Consider the following 9,141-nt stretch of genomic DNA (forward strand, 5'->3'; position numbering starts at 1 on the left):
ACAACAAACTACATTGAAATTTAGTCGGATTTAACTGTAGCATATTTTGGGTTCCAGTTAAGATGCGTTTACCCTGAAAATCTCCCGAACCATTTGCTTACTTAAATAGCGAAAAAATAAAAGAGACCCAGAAAGATTTACGTCCAATTCTCAACGATTGGATAACCAATTTTATCAAACCTTTTGCTAAAAAATTAGATGGACTCTCGGAAGTTATCGACCGTTTGGAAGATTTGCACGATCGAAATGAGTTGTTAACAATTACGCCGTTGGAGTCTCAAGTTTTACCTTGGAAATGGTCAGCAACAACAGGAACAAGTCAGGCAACAAAGACTTATGATTATTGCGTGTTAGTCGATTATGTAGCTCGCGCGATCGCGGGAAAAGAGATTTTTCAGGGGCTAGGAAAAATGAAGCGGGTTATCTCTAGCGGCGCGCGTCTCACAACTGGAACGGCAGAATTGATTACCGATCCCATTACTTTACCAAAACATACGGGAAAATTCAGTCTGGTGGTATCCTTAGAAGTGGTAACTTATCCTTCTTTGCATCAGCCTTTATTGAAGATAGATGTTTCCAAACGCCGCTGGTTAAGTGACTTAAAACCCGCACAATATAACTCAGCAAATATTAGCGGCTTTGTCTTTTCTCAAGAGTACAGCGATCGCACCTTTCGCTACACGGTGCTTTCTCAATCCGAAAAACAGGATAAAAATCCACAGAACAAAAAGAAAAATTGGTTTTGGGCGATCGATAAGAATTTTGAAGCATTGCGCGGCAAGCTCAAACTCCCGATGAAAATATCTGATAATCAAAACATTGGTTCTCAGATTGCATTGGGGAAAGCTTCAACGGATAGCTGCCAAATAGTGCTAACTTACCGCAACGGATTGCAAGAAGGGAAACATGGGATTAAGGTAGGCGTACCGGAGATTGATAAATTAGAAGCTTTTGAAAAGATTGCCGAAATTCTCCAGCCTATTGGCTTTCAACCTTTTGATAGTTACTCGGAAGTGGAATTTAAGAAGGGTGAAGCTCACAATTTAAAAAAGAATCAAGCTGCTTCACGCATGATTAATCTTCCTACTCTGTTAGGTGCGGCTTTAGAAATTATCGAAAAAAACGACTGTTCTGATTTTACTCCCAAATACCTAAAAAGCTTTAAGGACGATGAGTTAAATAGCTTGCTGAATAAACACCTCGATTTTAGGTTAGAGAATATTTACCAAGGTAGAAAAGCCCTTGAATTGGTGTGTCAGGTAAAAGAACTCCAAGCTTTAATTCAGGCTAACCAAGAAGCTATGCGTCGGCTATATCCTAACGAAAAACTGTTGCTTGTTGTCTTTTACGAAGAACAATGTCAAACCGAATTAAAAATGCTGCAAGCGATGATTCGCGTTCTCTGGGGTGATACGATCGAACTCATGGCTAATCGTTTGCCAGCAAAGAGTCACGGGCCCAAAGAGTCATTGCCCGGTGCAAATTTGACAGCGAAAGAGCGATCGCAAAACCGCATAAAAGCCTGGGAGTCGATCGTCAAACAACTTGCTTTACGCAAACAGCGAACTTTTTGCCTAGTAATGGCACGGGAATGGTATCCAAACAATAAACATGACGATTCGGTGAATAAACCCTCATCCCGTCAAGCACTGGCTAAACTCGCTGGTTCTTGCGTGCAGTTTCTGCTACCGATTGAAACAACTAAGGAGAAACAACTTCTCAAACTAGATGATTTTTCCCATCGAGTGCAAGCTGCTCTAAAAGACTTACTTTCTGCTCATTCTGGCCGCATTGATGATGTCAAGGAAAAGGTTGACAAATGGCTAAAAGACCTTCCAGTAGAAGCTAGACCCAAAGAAATTATCGGGATTACGATCGTCCGCAAACAGAAAGGTCGCGTTCGCGGTGATATTGGCAGTACATTTTTGCCAATTGCTATGCGCCTCAAGGTGGATACAGGCGAGTGCGAAATGTGCGGCGCCTACGAGCAGGGTAATAATTCACAAATCAGTCCTTGGAGCAATTTTTCTGATGCGCTCGCCTTCATCTCTCAAATTTCGCCCGTGAAACTGGCTGATAAAAAAGATCGGCGTCAGACTCGTTTCATGGACTTTGTTAACCAGATTATTTCAAATTCTGTAGACGAGGGAAATCAACCATTAGTGATGATTGATTCTTCTAACTGCGTGCAACTTTGGCCTTGGCTTGCTGATCCGAGGATGAATGCAAATCAGATTAATTTTAAAACCCAGTCGGGAAGCCCCTTGTACGAACACATGGAGCAAGTGTGGAAAGGCGCACGGCTGATTCGGATTCGCCAAGACCTCGCCCCTGGCATTATTGAGAAAAAAGTACGATATTTTGCAGAAACTTTTCTGGAAGATACGCGAACAAAAAAGCAATTGACTACTACTTATGAAATCTCTTCAGCTTCTAGTACAATGGAATTATTTCGACTAAGTGCAACTAATCAAACAGGTTGTGTTGCTTATCTGTCTGTAGGACGTAAAACACTTCATCAAGAATCGCGGGGTCAAAGTTGCTATCGCTCGACAGAAATCAACATTTCTGTAAAGAGTAGTGCTAAACAAGTAGTAATTTTTGCCTTTATTCTTCTTGTACAGAGCGGGTTACCTCAAATGGCATCACTACTTATGCACTACTACATGGTAAAAAATCCTGATGGCTCCAACAACAAAGTTTTAAATAAAGCAGAATTGGAAGTTTACAAAATTGCTACCCGTCCGCCTTTCACGGGACAATTCCCAACTCCAAATCCTCTGGAAATTGTTGTTACCTTGCGACAGGAAAAAGATGATTGCGATCGCCTTGCTGCGCTGGTAGAATCCCTACGGTATAGTTTCGGCCACTACAGCGATTGGTCGAGCTTACCAGCTCCTCTGTTTTTTGAGCGAGTTGTGCGAGACTATATCAGCGAATTTGCAATTGAAGATGAGCAAGTGGAGGCGGAACCAGAGTTAGAGGAATAATTCAGTCTAGGGTTGCTGTCCCTACTCGGTTGAGTGTTAGGGCGTTGCAGTCGGTAATTAACGGGCTTAACTTCAGGGCAATCGCCTCCAATGTCAATGGGGAGAGAGGATTTTTGCGCTTAGGAGTAAAAGATGAAGAAAGTGGAGCAAATCTCACATCTCAAATCTAAAATCCAAAATATGCTGCGGGAGAGTGCAAAAATTGGTCGCTGTTTCTTATGCTGAGTAAGAAGGGGCTAGGGATCGATCGCACATGACAAATCACATGAATAAAGCTAAATCTATCAAAATTGCGGTGGTTGGGGACGTTCACGATCGCTGGGAAGCTGAAGACGGCGAGGCCCTGAAGCATCTGGGCGTTGATTTGGTGCTGTTTGTGGGGGATTTTGGCAATGAGTCGGTGGAGGTGGTGCGGGCGATCGCCCAATTGGACATTCCGAAAGCAGCGGTTTTTGGGAACCACGACGCTTGGTACACGGCGACGGAGTGGGGCCGCAGTCAGTGCCCTTACGATCGCGCTCAAGAAAATTGGGTAAAACAGCAGTTAGATTTAATGGGAGAAGCTCACGTCGGTTACGGGAAACGGGATTTTCCCGAATTGGGCGTAACTGTGGTGGGAAGCCGCCCGTTTACTTGGGGGGGCTCGGAGTGGAAGTACGGGGATTTTTACTCGGAGTGGTTTGGGGTAGAAAGTTTTGAGGAGTCGGCGCGGCGCATTGCAGCGGCTGCGGCGGATGCCGATTGCGAAAATGTGATTTTTTTGGGTCACACGGGTCCGACGGGGTTAGGAGAGGCTCCTGAAGACCCCTGCGGGCGAGATTGGAAGCCACTGGGAGGGGATTGGGGCGACCCGGATTTTGCGGAGGCGATCGATCAAACTCGGAGTTCTGGGAAGCACATACCTCTGGTAACTTTTGGTCATATGCACCACAAACTGCGGCACACGAAGCACGAGTTGCGGAAGTCGCTGGAGGTGAGTGCGGAGGGTACGGTGTATTTGAATGCCGCCAGCGTACCGCGAATTGTGGAGAGAGAGTGCTCGAAATTGCGGAATTTCTCGATCGTCCTGCTGGAAAATGGAGCAGTGTCGGAAGTGTCCCTGGTATGGGTAGGCGAAGATTTCGCGGTAGAAAGAGAACAAATTCTTTATCGGCGCGCTGAATCTGCAGCTATTTGTAGTTAGAGACATTTGCTGGTATGATAAAATTTATGCGCCAGGAGAGGTGGCAGAGTGGTCGAATGCGCCTGACTTGAAATCAGGTGAACCGCAAGGTTCCGTGGGTTCAAATCCCACCCTCTCCGTTTAAAAATTCTCTTGTCCGTTAAGGGTTTCAGGTTAATTACATAACAAGAAAAACCGTTTTCCGCTCAACTTTCGCGCTAATGGTTTTCTAATATGTCCAAAACCACCTCCATATCTACCAAGTCCGCCCTCGACTTTTTACGCTGCGCTTTTAACTGATTGAGCAAGTCGGCCGGCTCTGGAAATTCTGCGACGGTCGGAACCAAGTTTTTAATTTCCTCCCGATCGCGCCGCACTTCCTTGAGTTCTTGCTCCAGCATCTGCACCTTCAGTCCTAAATCGCCGTTGCGCTCGTGTAACTGATTCAGTTCTGTATCCCATTCTGCAAGTTGCTTGTTGGCCGCTTTCAATTCCTGCCTGAGTGATTCATCGTTGCCGTCACTCAGGCACTCAATTTTCCCAGCCGTTCCTCAATGGCGGCCATCCGCTCCATCACGGGGTCAAGGCTTGGGTAGTGCTTTTTTGTAAATGACAGAGAAAAATAGTAAAATAGAGCGACGATCGTGAGAGAGGAATGATGGAATGAAATTGGATTTAAGTTGCCCAACGTGTGGCTCTGATGACATTATGAAAAATGGGACAACGCGCAGAGGCAAGCAAAACCATAAATGTCGAGACTGTGGAAGACAGTTTGTGGAGAATCCACAGTGGAAACCAAAAGACAAAGACACCATCGCATTGGTAAAATTATTATTACTCGAAAAAATCCCATTAGCCGGAATAGTAAGAGCAGTAGGTATGTCAGCAAGCTGGCTCCTTGCATTATGTCAACAAATATTATCAACAGGTAGAGCAGCAAGCAGAAGTAGTGCCAAAAGAAAAAGGGAAGCTGACGGTTCAAATCGACGAATTGTGGTCATTTGTGGACAATAAAGGGAACAAGCAATGGGTCTGGCTCGCAATAGATGCTCGAACCAGAGAAATCATCGGATGTGAGATTGGAGACCGTTCGCGGACATCAGCTTTCGCAACTCTGGGATTCATTACCAGGGGTATATAAGCAGTGCGCCTGCAGTGTATACGGACATGTGGGAGGCGTATGAAAAGGTAGTGCCAAGCAAAAGACATTTTGCGGTAGGAAAGGAGACGGGATTAACGAGTTATATTGAAAGACTCAACAACACGTTAAGACAGAGAATATCAAGGTTAGTAAGAAAGACATTATCATTCTCAAAGAAGCTAGAGAATCATATCGGGGCAATTTGGAACTTCATCCACGAATACAACCAAGAAATCAGAAAAAAAATGGGGATTGGATAATAAGAGAGATTGTTTTCCTCTGTCATTTACAAAAAAGCACTACCCACTCTTGTTATTGATTTGCGATCGATTATTCAGCAAGCCCTACTTCAACTGTTTATCAAAGTAAATTAATGTATTCTTTTGTGGCTTTTCGGTAATTACCCTTCATCCTATTATCTTTAAAAGTGTCTAAATTATCAGGAACACCATGAATGCTCCAATAAGCAATTTTTCTCAGAGAGCATCCTATTAGTTCAGCAGTTTGAGCTTGTGTATTTCCGCTCTTTAGCAATAAAAAAATTAAGGCTATGAAGCCGAATGTCTGGATGCTAATGCTCCTTTAATACTTGTTGAAGATTTTCCCTTGTCTCGGAACTGAGGAAGTTTTTAGTAGGCATTGACTTTTTATAAATATCATAATAATAATATGCAATATGCGTTTTAGATGCTGAACAGCTTAAATCTGAGAAAGGTTTCGCCTGAAAAACCCTCCCAAAGACAGTTTTAAATTATCCCGAACAGAGGTTAATGTAAGGCGATTAAATTCATTCAAGGATCTGAGCATGACATCTTCTACTATTGACAATCTCACTCAACAGCAATGGCATCAGCAATCTGCGGCCGATGCTGCGAAATATCTGAGGACAGATTTAGAAGCGGGATTGTCAGAAGCAGAGGTGTCTGAACGTCAGAAACTTTATGGTTTCAATGAAATCAAAGGGAAAGCAGGGAAAAGCCCCATCATCCGTTTCCTGATGGAATTCAACCAACCCTTGATTTATATTTTGTTAGTTGCTGGCATCGTCACCCTGTTGCTAAAGGACTGGGTGGATGCGGGGGTGATTCTGGGCGTGATGTTGATTAACGCCGTGATTGGCTTTATCCAAGAATCGAAAGCCGAAAATGCGATCGCCGCCCTAGCCAAATCTGTCACCACTGAAGCCACCATGATTCGAGGCGGGCAAAAGGTTCGGCTGAACTCCCGCGAACTGGTTCCTGGCGATTTGGTGGTACTGGCATCTGGTGACAAAGTGCCTGCTGACGTGCGGTTAGTTAATGTGCGCGACTTGCAGGTGAGTGAATCTGCATTGACAGGGGAATCCGTTCCCGTCCAAAAAGCAACCGAACCCCTAGCAACGGAAACGGTTTTAGCCGATCGCACCAACATGGCTTATGCCGGAAGCTTGGTGACATTTGGGCAAGCAAAAGGAGTTGTGGTAGCGATCGCCAACCAGACGGAAACTGGGCGAATTTCGCAACTGATGGATCAAAGCACCGGGCTGGAAACACCACTTACTCGCAAGATTGAGCAATTTAGTAAGAGTCTGCTGTACGTCATTCTAGGGTTGTCAGCATTCATGTTTGCTGTGGTGATGGGCAAAGGAGGAACCTGGACAGACGGCTTTAAGACCGCAGTTGCCCTAGCCGTGAGTGCCATTCCCGAAGGACTTCCAGCCGTGGTGACTGTCACCCTAGCGCTGGGGGTGGAGCGGATGGCCAAGCAACACGCAATTATCCGCAAACTCCCCGCCGTCGAAACTCTCGGTAGTACGACGGTAATCTGTTCCGATAAAACAGGCACTCTCACCGAAAATCAGATGACCGTCCAAGCTATCTATGCCGGGGGGAGTTCCTACACTGTTAGTGGGGTGGGCTATCTAGAGTCAGGCTCGATTTTACAAAACGATCGCCCCGTAGAGGTAAGTCAATTCCCCATATTGCAGGAATGCTTGCAGTGTGGCTTATTGTGCAATGACTCTCACCTGCAAGAACAAGAGGGGCAGTTATCTGTAGCAGGCGATCCCACCGAAGGGGCACTGATTGTCTCGGCGCAAAAGGCAGGGTTGACACTGCAAGAACTAGAGCAGGAACAACCGCGACTAGATACAATTCCTTTTGAGTCGCAGTTTCAATATATGGCAACCTTGCATCAGTCAAGAGAACTAGCCGATCGCCACAGGATTTATGTTAAAGGTTCGGCAGAGTCTATTCTCAAGCAATGTCATCACCAAATTGATGCAGATGGTCAAAACATCGACTTAAATCGAGAGGAAATTGAGCAAGTTGTCGATCGGATGGCATCCCAAGGTTTACGGGTACTGGCATTTGCTAAAAAAGAAATCTCTGCCCAAAAGCAGGGGATCGATCGCGAAGATATTGACAACAATCTAGTCTTTCTGGGACTCCAAGGCATGATAGACCCACCCAGAGCCGAAGCGATCGCCGCCGTGCGAGTCTGTCAGTCTGTGGGAATTCAAGTCAAGATGATCACGGGCGATCATGCCCTAACTGCCGCCGCGATTGCCCGTAAAATGGGACTGAGCCAAGAAGAAGATGCCCTAGTGTTCACTGGGAAGCAACTGGCAGAAATGGACGATCGAGAACTGGCGAATGCCGTTGAAGCTAGTAATGTGTTTGCGCGGGTTGCGCCTGAACAGAAACTGCGACTGGTAGAAGCTTTGCAGTCCAAGGGCGAAATTGTTGCGATGACTGGAGATGGGGTCAATGATGCCCCAGCACTGAAGCAGGCAGATATTGGCATAGCGATGGGGATTACAGGTACGGAAGTTGCCAAAGAAGCAGCAGATATGGTGTTGACCGATGATAACTTTGCCTCCATTGAAGCCGCCGTAGAAGAAGGACGCACCGTTTATGGCAACCTGCTGAAAACCATTGGGTTTATCCTACCCGTCAACGGTGGAGAGGCGCTGACCATATTGGTGGGAATCTTGGCTGGTACAACCCTGCCAATTTTGCCGGTGCAGATTCTCTGGGTGAATATGGTGAGTTCCGTCGCCCTTAGTGCCACTCTAGCGTTTGAGCCCAAATCGGCTGAGACTATGCAGCGAGCGCCCCGCCGTCCCAATGAACCCCTGTTAACGAAAAAATTGCTGTGGCGCATCCTGATTATTTCAATCTTCAATCTCATTGCTGTACTTGGAATTTTTGAATGGGCTTCGCAAGCCACAGGTAATATCAATTTGGCTCGGACAATGGCAGTCCATACCCTCGTTTCCGCAGAAACCTTTTACTTATTGAGTATTAGCCAATGTATTCCATCTCTGTTTGCGTATTTAAAAGATCGCACTCAAGAAATTGCCTTTATTCCTGCTATCGGTGTGGCTTGTGTGTTTATATTTCAAGTTTTCTTTAGCCAGTTGACTTTCATAAACCCGCTATTTGCTACCCAACCGCTTAGTTTTATCCAAGCTCTCATTTGTATCGGTGCAGGGATTCCAGTCATTGTGCCTGCTCTGTTGTTAAAGCGGTTTGCTCCTCTTGCTTAAACTGATAGCGATCGTCACTCTAATTGGCGCGGCTGGAATTTATGCGTTTGAGCGCGAACTTCCTAATCGATCGCCCTATGTGGTTATTTGAGGGCAACACAGGCCACATTTTTTGTGAGTCAGGATGCTGAGAGCGATCGAGCAGAAATAGCGGCTACACAATCAATTCAAGCTGTGGAAACAGAAATTACTGCACTGCCAAGGTTCAAGCCTGCTTGACGAAAAGGTTTAAGCCTGTGAATTGCTAAGGAATGAGAATTAAATAACTTCCACTCTTGAAAGTGGGATGGGCGTCCCGCCCGTCCAAAAAGGACGGGCG

4 protein-coding genes, 1 tRNA gene and 1 pseudogene are annotated in these 9,141 nt (G+C 45.7%); 5 read left to right on the forward strand and 1 reads right to left on the reverse strand.

Annotation, left to right across the window (positions count from 1 at the left end; translation table 11 throughout):
* Window positions 1-116 precede the first annotated feature (116 nt).
* The 3 genes from QUB26_RS30525 to QUB26_RS30535 all read left to right on the forward strand — a co-directional run bounded on the left by QUB26_RS30525 (window position 117) and on the right by QUB26_RS30535 (window position 4,292).
* Window positions 117-2,990, forward strand: coding sequence for an RNaseH domain-containing protein (locus tag QUB26_RS30525; RefSeq protein WP_333321067.1), 2,874 nt, complete (start codon window positions 117-119; stop codon window positions 2,988-2,990).
* Between the two features lie 265 nt (window positions 2,991-3,255).
* Complete coding sequence (locus QUB26_RS30530) at window positions 3,256-4,173, forward strand: TIGR04168 family protein (protein WP_333321063.1); 918 nt, start codon at window positions 3,256-3,258, stop codon at window positions 4,171-4,173.
* 34 nt (window positions 4,174-4,207) lie between these two features.
* Window positions 4,208-4,292: transfer RNA gene (locus QUB26_RS30535), tRNA-Ser, on the forward strand.
* Window positions 4,293-4,370: 78 nt separating this feature from the next.
* Here the strand turns inward: QUB26_RS30535 and QUB26_RS30540 are convergent.
* Window positions 4,371-4,643: a flagellar alpha dynein gene (locus tag QUB26_RS30540; protein ID WP_333321065.1), complete on the reverse strand. Its 273-nt coding sequence runs from the start codon at window positions 4,641-4,643 to the stop codon at window positions 4,371-4,373.
* A 172-nt stretch (window positions 4,644-4,815) separates the two neighbouring features.
* Between QUB26_RS30540 and QUB26_RS30545 the strand changes: the two are divergent.
* Together QUB26_RS30545 and QUB26_RS30550 are read left to right on the forward strand one after the other, a co-directional pair.
* Window positions 4,816-5,553 (forward strand): annotated as a pseudogene (locus QUB26_RS30545) (IS1 family transposase).
* A 545-nt stretch (window positions 5,554-6,098) separates the two neighbouring features.
* On the forward strand, window positions 6,099-8,822 hold the full coding sequence (locus QUB26_RS30550) for a cation-transporting P-type ATPase (RefSeq protein ID WP_333246993.1): 2,724 nt from the start codon (window positions 6,099-6,101) through the stop codon (window positions 8,820-8,822).
* Window positions 8,823-9,141 lie beyond the last annotated feature (319 nt).

The organism is Microcoleus sp. B4-C1 (assembly GCF_036705285.1).
In the GTDB taxonomy this organism is placed as follows: domain Bacteria; phylum Cyanobacteriota; class Cyanobacteriia; order Cyanobacteriales; family Microcoleaceae; genus Microcoleus.